The sequence below is a fragment of the Seongchinamella sediminis genome, from assembly GCF_003457605.1.
In the GTDB taxonomy this organism is placed as follows: domain Bacteria; phylum Pseudomonadota; class Gammaproteobacteria; order Pseudomonadales; family Halieaceae; genus Halioglobus; species Halioglobus sediminis.
On sequence record NZ_QRAN01000016.1, the window covers coordinates 39,533 to 55,457 of the forward strand.

Annotated in this window: 14 protein-coding genes; 7 read left to right on the plus strand and 7 right to left on the minus strand. The window is 61.5% G+C overall.

The genetic code is table 11. From position 1 onward, the window contains the following. Positions 1–5 precede the first annotated feature (5 nt). From DWB85_RS14310 to DWB85_RS14320, 3 genes are all read right to left on the minus strand, one after another. The gene (locus tag DWB85_RS14310; RefSeq protein ID WP_117955969.1) at positions 6–281 is read right to left on the minus strand and encodes a hypothetical protein; all 276 of its coding nucleotides are present in this window, start codon (positions 279–281) and stop codon (positions 6–8) included. Next, positions 274–1,380, minus strand: coding sequence for an NAD(P)H-dependent flavin oxidoreductase (locus tag DWB85_RS14315; protein ID WP_117955972.1), 1,107 nt, complete (start codon positions 1,378–1,380; stop codon positions 274–276). Before DWB85_RS14315 ends, DWB85_RS14310 begins: the two co-directional genes overlap by 8 nt. 214 nt (positions 1,381–1,594) lie before the next feature. Continuing rightward, complete coding sequence (locus DWB85_RS14320) at positions 1,595–2,080, minus strand: nuclear transport factor 2 family protein (RefSeq protein ID WP_117955974.1); 486 nt, start codon at positions 2,078–2,080, stop codon at positions 1,595–1,597. 230 nt (positions 2,081–2,310) lie between these two features. On the opposite strand from DWB85_RS14320, the gene DWB85_RS14325 reads away from it, so the two are divergent. Continuing rightward, positions 2,311–3,582: a CaiB/BaiF CoA transferase family protein gene (locus tag DWB85_RS14325; protein ID WP_117955976.1), complete on the plus strand. Its 1,272-nt coding sequence runs from the start codon at positions 2,311–2,313 to the stop codon at positions 3,580–3,582. Positions 3,583–3,596: 14 nt separating this feature from the next. On the opposite strand, the gene DWB85_RS14330 is transcribed toward DWB85_RS14325, so the two are convergent. The 3 genes from DWB85_RS14330 to DWB85_RS14340 are packed head-to-tail and all read right to left on the minus strand — an operon-like array spanning position 3,597 to position 7,094. Beyond that, complete coding sequence (locus DWB85_RS14330) at positions 3,597–4,496, minus strand: TIGR03619 family F420-dependent LLM class oxidoreductase (protein ID WP_117955979.1); 900 nt, start codon at positions 4,494–4,496, stop codon at positions 3,597–3,599. Positions 4,497–4,540: 44 nt separating this feature from the next. Further along, positions 4,541–6,538 (minus strand): oxidoreductase, encoded by a 1,998-nt coding sequence (locus DWB85_RS14335; RefSeq protein WP_117955981.1) that lies wholly within the window; start codon positions 6,536–6,538, stop codon positions 4,541–4,543. 19 nt (positions 6,539–6,557) lie between these two features. Next, positions 6,558–7,094 (minus strand): nitroreductase/quinone reductase family protein, encoded by a 537-nt coding sequence (locus DWB85_RS14340; RefSeq protein ID WP_117955983.1) that lies wholly within the window; start codon positions 7,092–7,094, stop codon positions 6,558–6,560. Between the two features lie 464 nt (positions 7,095–7,558). Between DWB85_RS14340 and DWB85_RS14345 the strand changes: the two genes are divergently transcribed. From DWB85_RS14345 to DWB85_RS14360, 4 genes are all read left to right on the plus strand, one after another. Next, complete coding sequence (locus DWB85_RS14345; RefSeq protein ID WP_117955985.1) at positions 7,559–8,434, plus strand: FAD binding domain-containing protein; 876 nt, start codon at positions 7,559–7,561, stop codon at positions 8,432–8,434. 42 nt (positions 8,435–8,476) lie between these two features. Then, positions 8,477–8,989: a (2Fe-2S)-binding protein gene (locus DWB85_RS14350; RefSeq protein ID WP_117955987.1), complete on the plus strand. Its 513-nt coding sequence runs from the start codon at positions 8,477–8,479 to the stop codon at positions 8,987–8,989. Between the two features lie 58 nt (positions 8,990–9,047). Then, the gene (locus DWB85_RS14355; protein WP_117955989.1) at positions 9,048–11,459 is read left to right on the plus strand and encodes a xanthine dehydrogenase family protein molybdopterin-binding subunit; all 2,412 of its coding nucleotides are present in this window, start codon (positions 9,048–9,050) and stop codon (positions 11,457–11,459) included. A 90-nt stretch (positions 11,460–11,549) separates the two neighbouring features. Further along, positions 11,550–12,161 (plus strand): SRPBCC family protein, encoded by a 612-nt coding sequence (locus DWB85_RS14360; protein ID WP_117955991.1) that lies wholly within the window; start codon positions 11,550–11,552, stop codon positions 12,159–12,161. Positions 12,162–12,203: 42 nt separating this feature from the next. Here the strand turns inward: DWB85_RS14360 and DWB85_RS14365 are convergent, their stop codons facing one another. Further along, positions 12,204–13,214, minus strand: a complete 1,011-nt coding sequence (locus DWB85_RS14365; RefSeq protein ID WP_117955994.1) for an enoyl-CoA hydratase/isomerase family protein — start codon at positions 13,212–13,214, stop codon at positions 12,204–12,206. Between the two features lie 246 nt (positions 13,215–13,460). Between DWB85_RS14365 and DWB85_RS14370 the strand changes: the two genes are divergently transcribed. Both DWB85_RS14370 and DWB85_RS14375 read left to right on the plus strand, forming a co-directional pair. Continuing rightward, complete coding sequence (locus DWB85_RS14370; protein WP_117955997.1) at positions 13,461–14,657, plus strand: CaiB/BaiF CoA transferase family protein; 1,197 nt, start codon at positions 13,461–13,463, stop codon at positions 14,655–14,657. Between the two features lie 27 nt (positions 14,658–14,684). Further along, positions 14,685–15,893: a CaiB/BaiF CoA transferase family protein gene (locus DWB85_RS14375; RefSeq protein WP_117955999.1), complete on the plus strand. Its 1,209-nt coding sequence runs from the start codon at positions 14,685–14,687 to the stop codon at positions 15,891–15,893. The last annotated feature ends 32 nt before the right edge of the window (positions 15,894–15,925 follow it).

The window sequence follows — 15,925 nt, forward strand, 5'->3', positions numbered from 1 at the left end:
TCCCGTCAATTATCCAAGAGGATAAGGCTTTCCTGTTCACACCAGACCGCCTCTTTGGTGTAGGCCTCCGGCTTTTGCGTCAGGTCTGCCAGCAGATACCAGCGCCAGGGGTAACCGCCAAAGTCGAAATCGCGGTAATCCCCGGTCAGGGTGCCGGCAAAAAACTGGCGCCCGGCGTACTTTGTCTCCGCTATCGGCGCACCGCCTTCACACTCTGCGCGCTTTCCCTGGTAGTCGGGGTTGAAGCCGGCCAGGTACGGAGCGGCGGCTTCCCTAGTCATCATCGTCACTGGCAAAGCGGTCAAATACGTCCAGCGCCTCTTCCACGATATCGGAAAGAATCTGCCGCGCCGGCTTCATCTCGGTGACATAGTGAATTCCCTGGCCGGCGGCCTCGGTCATAAGGTCCTTGCGCTGGTAGTCCAGCGAGCCCTGGATGTAGTCAGACGACAGCATCATCTGCAGCGGCGCCTTCAGTACCGGCGGTGCGTCCGGCCCCATCCATTCATCGTGCCAGGGGCAGCGTGTGGTGCGCATGGTGTAGCCAGAGATACAGTTGGAGTAAATGGTGTCGGTGGTCTCACACTCGATCAGGCGTTCCTTCAGCGGCTGGTTGACGTCGGACTCGCGCGAGGTCAGCCACAGCGACCCGGTCCACACCCCGGAGGCACCCAACGCGAGGGTGGCGGCCAGGTGACGGCCCGTGGTGATGCCGCCCGCGGCCAGTACCGGTATGCCTTTTGGTTCGGCCAGGTCGACGACCTGCGGCACGATAGACAGCGTGCCTATCTGCCCGGTGTGCCCAGCGGCGTCATAGCCCTGGGCAATGATGCAATCGACACCGGCATCAATCTGTTTTTGCGCCTGGCGCGGTGTGCCGACCAGCCCCCACACCATCATGCCCTGGGCGTGGGCCCGCTCAAGCAGGAATTTTGGCGAACCCAGGCCAGAGGCAAAGACCGGCACATTCTCCTCAAAGATGACTTCCAGCTGGGCCAGCGCGCGCGCCTGGTCCAGGCCGCCCCAGGTATAGAGGTCGGGTGCTTCCTTGGGGTCTGGCACATCGTACTTGGCCTTGATCATCTGTTCGAAATCGCGAGACTCCTTGGGAATCATGGCCATCAATTCCTCGACGCTGCGCTCCTCTTCTACCGAGGCTGGCAGCACCAGGTCGATGCCGAACTTCTTGTCGCCGATGCGCTCGCGTATCCACTTGATATCGGCGCGGATATGTTCCGGCGGATGCATCGCCTCGCCCAGCACGGCGAAGCCCCCGGCGTTGATGACCGCTACCGCAACGTCTTTACAGTGAGTGAACGCGACGATGGGATATTCGATGTCAAGCTTTTCACACAGCAGCGTATGTAATGGATCGCTCATGATGAATCTTCCTGTAATCAGTTTCTAGGCAAGCCTTTGAATACGGACAGTGGTTCTACCGCGCCTCTATCATTGTCCTGAAATCTACAGTTTCCGATGGGCAAAATAAACTGCCTGCAGCACTGCATTGCGCTGATGTCCGAAAATGAGCTGTTGAAGTCCGGAATTGATCGTGCGCCGGGATGCGCGTGGAAACATGCTGCTCACAACTGAGTTACCCGTGCGGCGGTTGCCACATGGGTGTCCTGGCCCAGCCCTCGTCAAAGGGGGTAAAGTACTTGAACTCGAATCTCAGTGAGGCGATTTTCCATTCCGTCTCCACCCGCTGGAATTCATCGTGATAGATGCCCATCACCCAGATAGCCCGGTTCCCGGGCTGCTGTGTTGTATGGGCCGTAAGGTACCAGCTCCCGCTGGCACGGTCCCCATGTACCTCAATCAGTGGATTGTGAACCATGTGTGCGTTGAATGAGCTGGCCTCACTCACCTGCTTGCGAAAGAAACCATCCATGATGGAGGACCGCCCCTGGAAACGGCCGAAAAAACCATAGTCGCATGTGGCGTCCTCCATCCACAGGGCATCCAGAGCGTCCCAGTCAGCGGCGTCGACGAGGTGGCAATAACGCGCCTTGAGTTGTTTCAGGGCCTCTATATCCGCCAGCTTGTGTAGCAGCGTCCTGATGTCATTTTGATCATTCATGCCGGGCTCCTTGCGGTGGTAAACAGCACAACAAGCCTACCACTATCCGCAGTTTTCCGGGGGATACTGCCCCTGACCTCAAGCCACCTAATATTGTCCGTTTATGAATTCCTCAGGTCAGGTGATTTCAGGGCTATCAGGTAAACTGAAGACAAGCGCTCGCAGGCAAAGGGGGGCGTACTTGTCCGACGCCGGGAGGCAGCGAACGCGGGTGAATGAAGGAGTGAGTAATGAGCAAAGCAATGACGCATGAGACCAGTTTTGCCGAGGGCCCCCTTAGCGGCCTCAGGGTGCTGGATTGTTCTACCATGTTGGCGGCTCCCTACGGCGCGACTCTGCTCGGCGACCTGGGTGCCGATGTGGTGAAAATTGAATCCCACCACGGTGACGACAGCCGCAAGTTCGGCCCCATGCGCGGTGAGGACGCGGGGCCCTTCCTCAGCCTCAACCGCAACAAGCGGGACATGGTGCTGGATCTGCAGCAGGAAGAGGCCAGGGCGATCTTCGCCCAGGTTGCCGCAACGGCTGATGTATTGATTACCAATGTCCGGGAACCCGCCCTGAGCAAGCTGGGCATGAGCTATGAGCAGGTCAGGGCGCACAAGCCGGATATCATCTGGATCCGGGTCACCGCCTTCGGACCGGACGGCCCCTACGATGGCCGCCCCGGCATCGATTTCCTGGTCCAGGGCTATGCCGGCGTGCTGGCGTTGAACGGGGATCCCGACGGTGAACCCGTGCGCACCAGCTTTCCCGCGGTGGATGTTATGACCTCAATGATGGTGGCCAATGCCGCCCAGGCGGCACTGCGGGTCAGGGACAGGACCGGCCAGGGCCAGCGAATAGAGGTGTCACTGCTCGACACCCTGATGCACGCCCAGGCCAGTTCCATCGGCACCTACCTGACCACCGGTGAGGTGCCGGAGCGGACCGGCAATCGCAGCCTGGCCTTTGCCCCCTCGGGCTGCTTTCCCACCAGCGACGGCCATCACATTGTGATGACGACCCCCGGGGAGAAGTTCTTCGGCAATATTTGTCGCGCGCTGGAAACGGACTGGGACAGCGATGAGCGTTTTGCTACCGCCCGGGAGCGCAAGGCCAACGAGGATGAACTGGACAGGCTGATCAGCGAGCGAACCAGCCAGTTCACCCGCCAGGAACTGGTTGCGCGCCTGGTGGCGGCGGATGTGCTGGTAGCCCCGATCAACGAGCCGCAGGAAGTGCCCCTTGATCCGCAAATCCAGCACAACAAGATGCTGGTTGACGTGACCCACCCGGAATACGGTGATGTCACGGTGACCGGTATACCCATCCGCTTCTACGGGACCCCCTGCGAGGTGCGCAAGCACCCCCCCCTGCTGGGAGAGCATACCCGGGAGTTACTCGCTGAAGCCGGCTATGGTGCCGAGGACATCGATGAGCTGATACGCAAGGGCCTGGCGGCGGACAACCCGGATATCAAGCGCCGGCGCGAGGAAAGGCGGAGGAGAAAGTCTGGCTGAGTGCGCTGGGGGCCTCAGGCAAAAGCCGCAATCACCTCATCGGCATAGCGTTTGACGGCCTCGAGCTTCGCCTGCAGTGGTGGTTGTTGCCGCATGCTGGCGCCGACGCCCATTTCCGCGAGGATGCGCTCTGTCCAGGGGGTGGTCTGCAGATCGGTGACGCCCAGATCCTCCAGTCGGCGGATATCGTCAACGGTCTCGGCGTCGGGGCAGTGCATCATGATCTCGAAGGGCTCGTTCTCGCGGCCGTACTCTCGCCTGAAGCCATTCACTTCGGCAATAACGCCTGCTGCCTCGTCCAGGTTGTGAATCACGCTGACCCAGCCGTCGCCCAGGCGGGCAGCGCGGCGCAGGGCGGCAGTAGTGGTTCCACCGACATAGATGGGAATCTTCCTGCCTGGCACCGGCGCCATGATCAGGCGGTCGAAGTCGTAGTACCTGCCGTGAAACTCCACGAAGCCCCCGCGCATAAGGAGTTTCAGCACCTGTATAGCCTCGTCCTGGCGAGCACCCCGGGTTCTCTTGTCCTGGCCCAGCCATTTGAATTCCTCGGGCATCCAGGCCAGCCCCACTCCCAGGGCAACGCGGTCGTTGGAAACCGCTGCGACCGAGAAAAGACTCTTGGCCTCCAGCAGCGGCTGGCGGACAGCGAGCCGCAATACGGAGGGCATGAAGCGAATACGCTCGGTCACGGCGGCCATATTGGTGATGGCTACCCAGGGGTCCAGCACTGGAGTATCCAGAGGCCAGAATCGCTTGCCGTCCGGTGTGTACGGGTAGGGAACCGATATATCTTCGGGAAAGAAGGGCGCGTCGGCCACCTGGATGCTGTCCCAGCCGCATTGGTCTGCGGTGCGGGCGATCGCCTGGTGCTCCGCCGGGTCCACCATGAACAAATGAAAACCGAAGCGCATGTCTGGTTACGTTTTCACAGCCCCTTCCCAAGCCCCTGCCGGGGCTAAATGGCAAGCCCTATACTGGCGCCGTGACGGGTGGCTTCTGCCATATGCCGTGGCAGCCATGCGGAGCCGGCCAGGTAGAGCTCACCAATGCTGCCATCGGCTTTCAGCTCATCGTACAACTTGTGTTTCGCTACCGAGCCATAGACCAACACCACGCTGTCGAAGCCTTGCTGCTGGTAGGTCATATCACCCCACGACGAGGCGAGCTCGAAGCCATCGGGAGTCACCGAAGTCAATATCAGGTTGGGGTGAATGGTGACGCCGCACTGTTCCATATGCTTGAGCACCATGCCAATGGAGTAACGGGCGATCTCGTAACCCAGGTGCACGGACTTGTGGAATACCTCTACCTGCTTGCCGCGTTCGGTGAGGTACTCGGCCACGCAGGGCGTTTCGTAGTAGTCTTCCTGGGAGATAATCGCCACCCGGTCACCGGTGGTGGCCTTGCCCTGCATCACATCCCAGCCCTGTACCACGTGCGGCAGGTCGATGCCGGGGATATCTTCGGGCATGCGCGGAACGGAACCGGTGGCAATCACCACGGCGTCCGGCGCCAGGGCCTTGATGTTGTCGAGATCGGCGCTGGTTTCGAGGCGCACGTCGACGCCCACGCGCGTCATCTCGTTTTCCTCGAAGTAGCACTGGTCCTCGAAATCATCCCGCCCGGGGGCTTTGGCGGCGATCAGGAGCTGGCCACCCAGGCGCTTGCCCTGGTCCAGCAGGGTGACATGGTGACCGCGCATGGCGGCCACACGGGCCGCTTCGCAGCCGGCCAGGCCGCCGCCAACCACCACCACGCGCTTGGCTGTTTCCGCCGCTTGGAACTTTTCCTGCCACAGCAGTTCATTGCCGATAACCGGATTGATCGAACAGGTGGGAGTGTACGGGACGGTCACCGGTTCTGAGGCCTCGTCGATACAGCGGGTGCAGCTGATGCAGCGACGTATCTCGCCGAGGCGGCCCTCGCGGGCCTTGTTGCCGAATTCAGGGTCGGCGATACCGGCCCGCACCATGCCGACCAGGTCGCAGATGCCGTCCCGGAGCAGCTCCTCGGCCAGTACCGGGTCGTTGCAGCGCCCGGTGAACAGTACGGCTGGCCTGGGTTCCATCTCGGCGAGGTCGACCATGGCAGCCTTGCCGAACTCACGGAACTGGGCATGGGCATAGTAGGAGTTGGGCACGTAGGAAGGCGCGCCCCAACAGTGGCCGGCGTCGATATCCACGAAATCCAGTAGCCCTGCCTCGCCGATGCAGTACAGCATCTCCCGCAGTTCCATATTGTCATAGCCCTGGTGGCGAAATTCAGCGCCACTGATGCGGATACCGAGCGCCATGGAATCGCCAACGCGTTCGCGCACCCGCTTCAGCGCCTCCAGCACAAAGCGCACCCGCTCCTGAGGGCCACCGCCCCATTTGTCCTCACGGCGATTGGTAACAGGCGACAGGAAGCTGTAGCCGAGGGTCTCGTGGGCGCAGTGGATTTCAATACCATCGGCGCCGGCCTTTTTGGCGACCTCGGCGGCATCGGCATAGGTGTTGAGACAGAACTCGATTTCCTCTTCCCCCATCACGTGGGGCGTATAGTCCTGGGCGCCGATGATCGGCACGGGAGAGGGAGCCCACACCGCGTTCAGGTGGGTCAGCTGGACCACCGCGACCGAGCCGTACTGGTGGATCTCCTCGCAGAATTTGGCCATGTCCCCGGCGAAGCCCGGGTCCTGGTAGGTGGCGAAATGAGAGCCAAAGCCGACACCCAGGCCAATTTCATCCGGGGTTTCCGGGGGAAAGGGCAGGTTCAGAAGCCAGGTTTCACTGCCAATCCAGCCGGTTCCACCCCGGGCCTTGGCACCGTGGTGGGCGATGAAGTGCTCGTCCAGGCGCCCCGGTGTCATCGAGGAGTTGATGGTATTGGTGGTTTCGCAGATACGGTTGGGCACCGTCATTGGCCCAACCTGCAGCGGTTCGAAAAGATGCTCGAAATTTACCTTGCTCATGGCGATATTGTCCTCCGCATCAGGCAGGGCCGGTTGGCGACAGGATGACGATGGAGAAGGGGCGGTCCGTCTGGCTCTGGAAATAGCCCCAGGGCGGGAACATTTCCACCAGTCTGGGCCACAACTCCTCGCGTTCCTCGGCGGTGGCATCGCGACCAACGGCGGTGTACCTGTCGCGATCCAGCTGTACCCAGCAATCGGGGTTGGCGCTGATATTGAGATACCAGGCGGGGTGCGTGTCATAACCGGCCAGCGAGCCAACCACGACCAGGTCGTCGCCGTTGCGCAGGAAGACCAGCGGGGTGGTGCGCTTTTCACCCGACTTGCGTCCGATGACGGTAAGCAGCAGCGTGGGAAGCTGGGTGGGCTTGGTGGGGTCTCCGCCGGGTTCGATGCCGCTTGCCCGGCCATCGGGATTGGCGAGGTAGGCCTCCACATCCGCCCGGGCATCTCCGCGTATGCGCTCCAGGGACGCGGTAGCTTCCTTGATGCCTTCCCACTCTTCATCGGACATGAAGTCCGGCTTAACCATGTTCTCTCGATTTGTGCTCGACATGATCGATCCTTCACTTAGTTGTAGTGGCCGAAACAGGATTTTGAGTCTAGGTTCTGTTGTGCGCCATCACAACTGGGTCCAGATTCGGCCATCGGCGTGGCGGATTGCTTTCCGGGCCTTTAAATACAGGCGCTGCAGCCGATTTTACGCCGTTCAGGCGCCTGGCTTGCTGTCCGAAAAAGAGACGTTGAAGGCCGTAATTGATCCGATGCGGGTTGGTCGCAGACAGTAATACTGATTAGACTTTTCCTGTGATCGCCACGACTGCGGAACAGGAGGTACTTGCTAGTGTGTCTGGTATACATTGTTGTTAAGTGCCGTTGTTTATGTACCGGGCTTGATCCAGTCGGGGCGAAGCCCAGTGCGATGTGCAAGTATCTGTCAGCGCTTGGCCTATACTTGCAGACCGAGCAGAGGCAGGTTGGATACGCCTGTCAGTACGCAACCAGTAGTGGGGACCTCCGATGAAGCCGGCACCATTTGACTATTACGCACCCGAGACACTGGAACAGGCTGTAGCCCTGCTGGAGAAGCTCGAGGATGATGATATTGATGCCAAGATCCTCGCCGGTGGCCAGAGTCTGATGCCCATGCTGAGCCTGCGTATGGCGAGGCCGGAAGCCCTGGTGGATCTGGGCAGGATTAGCACCCTGGATTACATTCGCGAGGAGGACGGTGTCATTAAAATTGGCGCCATGACCAGCAAGAGCGCGCTGGAAGATTGCGAGCTCGTGCAGCAGAAGCAGCCGCTGCTGCATGCGGCAACCTGCCACATCGGCCATCGCCAGATTCGCAACCAGGGTACGGTCGGTGGCTCCTTTGCCCATGCCGATCCCGCGGCAGAATACGGCGCCATTGCCCAGGCCCTGGGGATGGAAATGGTCATTGTCGGTCCCGAGGGCGAGCGCGTCATTCCCGCGGACGATTTCTATGTCACCTTCCTGACCACCGACCTGGATAGCACGGAAATACTCACCGAAGTGCGCGCCCCGGTGCTGGCGCCCGCTACCGGCTGGGCCTTCCAGGAAATCTGCCGCCGGGAGGGCGACCTGGCCATCGCAGGTGCCGCGGTAACCCTGCGGGTAGAGGCAGGCCTTTGTGCTGACGTGGTAATTGCGGTGTTCGGTGTCAACTCGACCGCGGCACGGCTGGAGGACGCCGAGCAGGTGGTGAACGGACAGGTGCCAGCAGCGGCGCTGTTTGCCCAGGCGGGGGAAGCGGCCGCTGCCTCCCTGGCTGAACCGATCAGTGATGTACATGCCAGCGGGGAGTATCGCCGCGACCTGATTGCCACACTGGTGAAACGCTGCCTGGCCGAGGCAGTGGAGCGGGCGGCGTAGCAGCGCCACGAGCAATTCTCAAAGCACGAGGGGTAGTGAAAGATGACGGCAAAGCAACAGGTTAAAGTTACGGTAAATGGCGTCGACTATGTGCGTGAAGTCGACCCGCGGACAACGCTGGTGGATTTCCTGCGCCATGATCTGCGCTTGACCGGCACGCACGTCGGCTGTGAACACGGGGTGTGCGGCGCCTGCACGATCATCAAGAACGGCCAGGCGGTTCGCTCCTGCCTGATGCTGGCGGCCCAGGCGGATGGTGCCAGCCTGCAGACCGTTGAGGGTTTGCGCAATGCCGACAGCGGTGAGCTGCACCCCATTCAGGAGGCGTTCATTGAAGAACACGGTTTACAGTGTGGCTTCTGTACCCCCGGTTTCCTGATGAGCACGCTTGATCTGCTGGGCAGGAACCCCAATCCGACGGACGAGGAAATCAAGGATGCCCTGGATGGCAACCTGTGCCGCTGCACGGGCTATCAGTCGATCATCCAGTCGGTGCGATTGGCCGCCGCCAGAACCCGGGGCGGCAAGCTGGCCAGCGCCCACGGCAGTGCCTAGGGTCAGCTCAGTTGGTGAGAACGGGCCCTAATCAACCAGAACCTGGAAGAGCTTAGATATGGCTATAGAAATCCCCAAATTGCCGGAAGATATGCCGATCACCTCGCCACGCTATGTGGGCAAGGAGGTAAAGCGGATTGAAGACCCCAGCCTGGTCACCGGCGCGGCGGAGTTTATCGATAACTTCGCCCTGCCGGGCATGGCCCATGCGGCCATCATGCGCAGCCCGCACCCTCACGCCAGGATTGTCAGTGTCGATGCCTCGGCGGCGCTGGCCCTGCCCGGCGTGGTCGCCGTGCTGACGGGGGAGGATGTCAGGCGCTGGTGCAATGTCGGCACCACCGCCCCCGAAGGCTGGGGCAGCACACCGCTGGCGGTGGATAAGGTCCGTTTCGTGGGTGAGCCGGTTGCCGCGGTTGCCGCAAGCAGTCGATATGTTGCCGAAGACGCCCTGGAGCTTATCGAGGTGCAGTACGAACTGCTGCCAACGGTAAAGAACCCGATGGATGCGGTGGCCCCGGATGCGCCGAAGCTGTTCGAGAACCAGGACAGCAATGTCATGCAGGATCGCACCTACACCTGGGGAGAAGTCGACCGGGTGTTCGCCGAGGCGGATCATGTCTATACCGAAAAGTTTCGCTGGAACCGGGTCGGCGCCAACCCCATGGAGACTTTCGGCTGTGTCTGTGTGTGGGACGTGGTCAATCACAGCCTGACCTGCTATGGCTCTTACCAGACCCCCAGTTTTATCGCCCTCGGTCGGGCCGCTTCCCTGAACCTGCCCTCGAACCGGGTCAAGGTGGTCGCCCATCCTCACGGCGGCAGCTTTGGCGGCAAGGGCGGGCCGCGCGGTACCGACATTGCCGCGCTGCTATCACGCAAGGCGAACGGCATACCGGTCAAGTACATCGAGGATCGCGTCGAGTACCTGCTGGCCGGGGCCGGCCAGTCCTGGGACCGCTACTACGAGGCCTCGCTGGCGGTGCAGGCCGACGGTACCCTGACCGGCTTCAAGGTCGACCTGGTCGATGACCAGGGCGCAGGCGCGGAGGGCTACGGCACCATTTCAGCGGCCAAGCCCCTGGCGGCTTTCACCGGCTGCTACCGGATACGGGCGGCCCAGTACAAAATGAAACTGGTGGCCACTAACCGGGCGCCAACCTATGCCTACCGCGGTTACGGGCCGCCTCCACACAACATGGTGCTCGAGTCCATGGTGGATATCGCCGCCCGCGACCTCAAGCTCGATGCCACCGAGATCCGGCGCCGCAATTACATCCAGCCGGATCAGTTCCCCTACACCATTCCCAGCGGTAACGAGTACGACAGCGGCAGCTACGAGACAGTGCTCGACAAGGTGCTGGACATGGCCGGGTACCAGCAAATGCGGGAACTCCAGGCCAGTGCCCGCCAGGAAGGGCGGCTGCTGGGTATCGGGGTAGTCAATACCGTGGAGCCGGGGGTGTTCGACTGGAATGCCTACTCCACCGTCGGTGTGCCCGGTGTCGGCGTGCCCGAGGGGGTCAAGGTCGCAATAGACATCCTGGGGCAGATAACGGTCACCCTCGGTTTCGCCCTCGAGGGCCAGGGCCAGTACACGCTGGCGGCGCAGCTGGTGGCCGATTATTTCGGTGTCGAGATGGACGCGGTTCGCGTGACCTATGCCTCCACCGATGTCGCTCCGCCGCACTTCGGCCACGGCGGCAGTCGCCTTGGCGTGGCGCTGAGTGGCGCCATCATGGGGGCCTGCAAAAAGATAGAAGAGAAGTTCCGCCTGGTCGCCGCGGGCCTCATGCAGTGTGAGCCGGAGCACATCGAATTGATCGACGGCCATATGCGGGTCAATGGCAACCCGGGCGCTGAAATGCACATCGCCGCGGTGGCCGGTACCATGCTCGGCCGCAGCGACCTGCTGCCCCCGGGCATGGAACCCAGCCCTGAGGCGACCTACGTCTGGACGGCACCGGATCGCAACGCACCGGATGAGCAGGGGCGTTGCAAGAGTTACCTGACGGCTGCCAATGCCTGTCACATCGCGCTGGTGGAGGTGGACAGGGAGACCGGGATTACCGAGATCCTGAAATATTTTATTGTCGACGATTGTGGCACCCGGCTTAATCCGGCCACGGTAGAGGGCCAGATCCAGGGCAGCGTGGCCCAGGGCGTGGGCGCGGTATTATACGAGGAATATGTGTATTCCGAGCTCGACGGGCAGCCCCTGGTGTCACTGTTCTCCGACTACCTGTTGCCCGGCATTCACGAGGTGCCCATGACCGAAAAAGCCTTTGTCGAAACGCCTTCCCCCGTGGCTCCCCTGGGGGCCAAGGGTTGTGGTGAAGGCGCCATCCATACGACGCCGGCGACCATCATCTGCGCAATCAATGACGCCATTGAGCACCTTGGCGTGCAGATCAGGGAGACGCCGGCGTCGCCCAATCGCCTGTGGAAACTGCTGCAGGGCGCGGGCTGAATCAAAGTGGCTCCATTGCTGCGTCCCGGTTAAGGGGGCGGGACGCGGGAGCCTGAACGTAGACCTTCTGGAGATTGTTAGGAACCGCACATGGCTATTGAACTGAAAGAAGTATTCCAGGTTGCCGCACCCATTGATGAGGTGTGGAAATTTCTCATGGACCCGGAGCGGATGATCGTCTGCCTGCCTGGCGCGACGGTAACTGAAATTATCAACGACAAGCAGTTTATCGGCAGCGTAAAGCTGAAGATCGGGGCAATTACCGCAAAGTACGCCGGGACCATTACCTACACCACCGCCGACCAGAGTACCTATACCTGTGTGATGCTGGCCGAGGCCAAGGAGAAGGGAGGCGGCACCGTGTCCGGTACCATCACTACCGTGCTGGTCGAGAAAGAGGGTGTGGTAGAGGCGACGGTGGAGTCCTGCATTGATATGACGGGTCGGGTGGTGCAGGTTGGCCGCGGCATGATCGAGGGTGTCGCCGCGGAAATCATCGGCAAGTTCGTCAAGAACATCAAAAAGACCCTGGAAGTACCGGCCGCCGGGGAAGGTACCGCGCCCGGTGAGGCGCCGCAGGCTCCACCCGCGTTTCAGCGGGAGGAGAAGGAAGAGTCAATCAACGTCCTGGCCGTGGTGTTCAAGGTTATCTGGCAGGGCTTTGTCAACTTCTTCAAGCGGCTGTTCGGCCGGGGCAAGTAACGCTGCATTGCTGCACCGGGGCGGGGTATTGCAAGCCCGCCACTAGGCGATGGCGTCCACCAGGCCCCACTGCAGCGCTGTCTGTGCCTTGATGCGCCTGGCGGACAGGGCCAGGTAGGACAAGCGCTGGCGACCGATACGGCGCAGGATGCTGACGGTTCCTCCCGCACCGGGGATCAGGCCCATGGTGATTTCCGGCAGGAAGAAGTAGGTGTCATGCCGGGCCACGACATGACCGGCAAAGGCCGGTATTTCGATACCGGAACCGATGCAGGCCCTGTGCAGGTGGCACTCTACCCGCTCAGCCATTGCCGCGATCAGGCGTCCGGCGTGACGGCTGCAGCGAATCGCATGAGCCTCGCTCAGGTCGTCTGCCAGGCCAAACTCTTCCAGCGCGCCTCCGGTGCAAAAACAATTGCCCTCGCCGCGGATGATAACGCGGCTGATGCTGTGGTCCTGCAGGGCCAGTTGCAGCCCCTCGCACAGTGCGTCGCGCATGGCAATGGAGTAGGGATTGAGTTGCTCGGGCCGGTTGAGGGTCAACAGCAGATGGTCCGTCTCGCGTTCTGCCAGCACCGCCGGTTGCTCATTGGTGGGCGGTACGCTGGGTTCCGACCGGGTTGCCAGGTAGTCCCTGAATTCACTTCCGCCCTGCAGTGTCGCATAGGCCAGTGACTCCGCCAGTAGACCATCCTCCAGGCTCGCGTGCTCGTTGTGGCGCAGCAGCTGGACCAGGGTCATGGCGCTCAGCGGCTGTCGCCGGATATTGCGGATCAGCACCTGGGCCTCCTGCGGTGACTCGACGACCACATCGACGCTCTCGGTCAGGGCGGTCTGCATCTGCGACGGGGCGATGGCAATGACCGGGCAGGACGCCTTGCGCAGGATTCGCGCCAGTTCCGGGTGTTGGTCCTCGGCGCAGGGGCCGCCCGGCGACAGGTCCAGCAGCAGCAGAGGGTGGCCGGTCACCGGGGAGTACTGGGCAGCGCACTCGGGCTGCTGCCGCAACCGCGCCAGTTGCGCCGCCGAAAGTGTCTCAAGCGATGTATCCATGGCCATACCCGGGGTGATGATGAAGCCCTACGGTACACCAAATCGGCGGTTTTTGGGGCAGCGCGGCCAGGGGTTTTTTGCTGGCCAAAAAAGAGATGTTGTAGGCCGGAATTGAACCGATGTGAATTGGTTACGCCAGCGCTAAGCCTTTAGACTCGAAAACTGAACAGCAAGCGGTAGTCGTGAGGCCCGCCAGGGTCTGCCTGCCGCGACAGCTTTTTCTGCCTTGAACTGTGAGGACCGACAATGAGTGCTGCGCTAGATGATGTCGTCGTGCTTGACCTGACGACCAGTTTTTCCTCCGCACTGACTGCGGCGTTTCTCGCCGACTTTGGCGGCCAGGTGATTCGCCTCGAACTGCTGCCACAGGCCAGTGAACCGGAACAGGAAAAAGGTGCCTGGGACTACGAGGCCGACCTGATTCATCGCAACAAGCAGAGTGTCCAGATTGACCCGCAGCAGGAACGGGGCCGGCAATTGCTCGCCGAACTGGCCGCCAAAGCAGACGTGATCATCACCGACTGGCCGCTTGCCAGGCTGCAGCAGGTCGGGCTGGACTACGCCACGGTCGCGCAGGCCAACGCCGGCATTGTCTTTGGCCGCACCTCGGGCTTCGGGCCCCAGGGGCCCGACAGCGAATTGCCGCTTATCGATGAACTTGCGGCCTGTCGCGCCGGCGCCATGCCGACCCTGCCGCAACCGGGGGAAGCTCCGGTCTATACCGGCGCGGGGGCGATGCACGCCACCGTGTTGCTGGCCTTCGGCGTGATCACGGCCCTTGTGCACCGGCAGGCGACGGGGGAGGGGCAGGAGGTGGATACCTCCTTCTTCGCCGCCAATATGTACGGCGCCAGCCTGGACCTCCAGGCTTTCCTGGCCATTGACGAGGGGCAGCGCGAACGCCTGATGCACCCGATTTCGCGCCTGGACGTGTCCAACCCCATCTCCGGTTCGCTGTACCCCAGCTCCGATGGTCGTTGGGTCACCCTGACCATGCCCGACACGGACCGCTGGTGGCCACTGCTGGCCCCGGAGGTCGGCCTTGAGGTCGACGACGAGCGCTTTAACAGCCATGAAAAGCGCTGTGAAATCAATCGCCTGGAGCTGATCCAGGAGCTGGAGGCGGGCTTCCAGAAGCACCCCGGCGCGCACTGGCGCGAGGTATTCGCAGAAAAACACATGTCGGCGGATGTCATCGAACAGTTTGATTATCCGGCGCAGGACCCGCAGGTCGCGGCCAACAAGTACATCGTGGAACTCGATCACCCCAGCTTTGGCAAGCTCAACAGCCTGGGTTTCCCCATCTTCATGAGCGAAAGTCCGGCGCGTCTGCGCAGCCTGGCGCCCTGTCGCGGGCAACACACGGGGGCGGTACTGCACGAACTGCTGGGCTACTCAGAAGACGAGATCTATCAATTCACCGCCGACGGTGTTGTGGTCTAGCGGCTAACGCGGGCCCGGGAGGTTTTTGTGACAAGCGCATTGGAAGGTATTCGGGTAATCGATTTTACGGTCTGGTTCCAGGGGCCGGTGTCAGCGCAGTACCTGGCAGATTTCGGCGCCGAGGTGATCAAGGTCGAGAACCCCAAGGGCGGCGACCAGGGGCGCGGTGTACGCAGCATGAAGTCTCTGGCCATCGGTGACTGGAACCAGTATTTCCTGGTGATCAACCGCAATAAAAAAAGTATTGCGATCGACCTGAAGACAGCGGAAGGCCAGGAGATCCTGTACCGCATGGTGGAGAAGTCGGACGTGTTTCTCTCCAACCTGTCACCGGCGCTGCTGGCGAAAATGAACCTGTCCTACGACAAGCTGTCGGCGATCAACCCGCGGCTGGTCTACGCTACCAACACGGGTTACGGTCGCTTCGGGGATGTTGCCAAGCCCAGTTTCGATATGACCGTGCAGGCGCTGACCGGCGCCATGTCGCGCCTGGGTGAGCCCGGACAGCCGCCGATCTACATGGGCATGGGCTCCGGTGATGCCTACGGCGGCATCATGTCCGCCATGGGGATCGCCATGGCGATTTACCAGCGCAACAAGACGGGCAAGGGTCAGTGTCTTGATGCCTCACTGTACGGTGCCCAGCTCTACCTGGCCGCGCCCTATCTGCAGTCCTACCTGGCCGGCAACAAGGGCAGTGCGCTGCAGCATTCGCGCAAGACCGTGGAAAACCCGCTGTGGAACCTGTACCCGACCGCCGGCAAGTGGGTTTATGTCTGTGAAGACAACAGCGATGAGCGCTTTGCCGCCTTCTGTAAAGCACTGGGCAGCGACGCCCTTGCCAGTGATGCCCGCTTCAACTCAGCACAGGCGCGCGCGGAAAACAACGTGGCCTTGATCGCCGCCATTGATGCCATTACCTTCCAGCAGGCGGACAGCGAGCTGCTCGCGGCCTTGGCGGCAAATGACATTGTGCACAGCCCGGTGAACAGTTACGCCGATGTGGTGAAGGACGAACAGGCCTGGCAGAACAACTACTTCATGAAAGCCTACTGTGAAGAGGTGAAGCGCGAAGTCGACGTGCGTGGCCTGCCGGTGACCCTGTCGAAAACCCCGGGTGAGGTGAATACCCTGGGCCCGCAGCTGGGACAGGACACCGAACTGCTGATGATGGACCTGCTGGACTACGAGTGGGAAGAGATAGAAGCGTTCAAGGCCAAGGGAGCGATACCCTAGACGTTACAGCGGCGACGCCGGCAGCGCAGTGC